The organism is Microcoleus sp. AT3-A2, from assembly GCF_036705685.1.
Lineage (GTDB): Bacteria > Cyanobacteriota > Cyanobacteriia > Cyanobacteriales > Microcoleaceae > Microcoleus.
The window spans coordinates 142,670-143,824 of the sequence record NZ_JAUBVF010000002.1; the positions used below are offsets into that span (position 1 = coordinate 142,670).

1 protein-coding gene is annotated in these 1,155 nt (G+C 55.3%); it reads left to right on the forward strand.

Annotated elements, in window-relative coordinates; translation table 11 throughout:
- Positions 1-1,155, forward strand: a 1,155-nt coding sequence (locus QUB37_RS02255; protein ID WP_333158689.1) for a calcium-binding protein, incomplete at both ends; no start/stop codon positions are given.

The following is a 1,155-nucleotide window of genomic DNA, read 5'->3' on the forward strand; positions in this document are numbered from 1 at the left end:
ATGACGGGCACGGAACCGATGATGACGGGCACGGAACCGATGATGACGGGCACGGAACCGATGATGACGGGCACGGAACCGATGATGACGGGCACGGACATTTCGGTAACGCCTGTGCCGCGGCCACCTCTGACAGTTCCCACGCCTCCCCCAGAGCCACTTTTTGTCGATGGCTTAGTTGTCGCAAATGAGGGCAGTAACTATTTAATCGGCAGCTTGTTCAATGACACGATTGCCGGGGGTGCCGGCGACGACACGCTTCTGAGTCGGGACGGAGACGATCTACTCAGGGGCGAAGACGGTAACGATTATCTCAACGGTGGCGCTGGTAAAGATTTTGTTGAGGGCGGGCGTGGCAATGACACGGCGCGGGGTGGCAAAGGCGATGACTTGGTTTCTGGCGACGAGGGCGGTGACGTAGCTTTTGGCGACCAGGGCAACGATATTGTCTTGGGTGCTGAAGGCAACGACTCGCTGTACGGCGGTAAAGGCAATGACTGTCTGCGCGGTGGTGGGGAGGACGACCTGATTTTGGGCGACAAGGGCAGTGACACTGTTTTTGGCGACACGGGTAATGACTGCCTGATCGGCGCTGCGGGCAATGATATTTTGTTGGGCCAGGAGGGCGGGGATGTCATCACCGGCGGTATTGGTAACGATACTGGTGATGGCGGCGAGGGTGATGACCTGATCTTCGGGGGCGACGGCAATGATTCTTTGTCTGGAGATGCTGGGGATGATATTCTTTCGGGCGATCGCGGGTCTGATACTCTGACAGGAGGCGACGGATCGGATATCTTTGTTCTCGGTAGGGTGGGCACGTCGCCTGATGGCAACGGGTTTCTTACTACTGGCGGCCGCGAAATCGGCGATGCTGATGTAATTAGAGATTTTAATGCGGGAGATTCGATCGGTCTGGCTGGAGGTTTGAACTTTACAGAGTTAGAAATTTTCCAGGGCCAAGGCTCGAATTCTAGCAACACGATTATTAGGGACAGGCAAACTGGGGAATTTTTGGCGGTGTTGATTGATGTTCGATCGAACTCGCTAGATGAATCTAGGTTCACTACAGCTCAAATACCCCGCGTAAACGACAATCCCTTCACCATTGAGGGGACAACCACGAGTCCCACAACGGGGACAACCACGAATCCC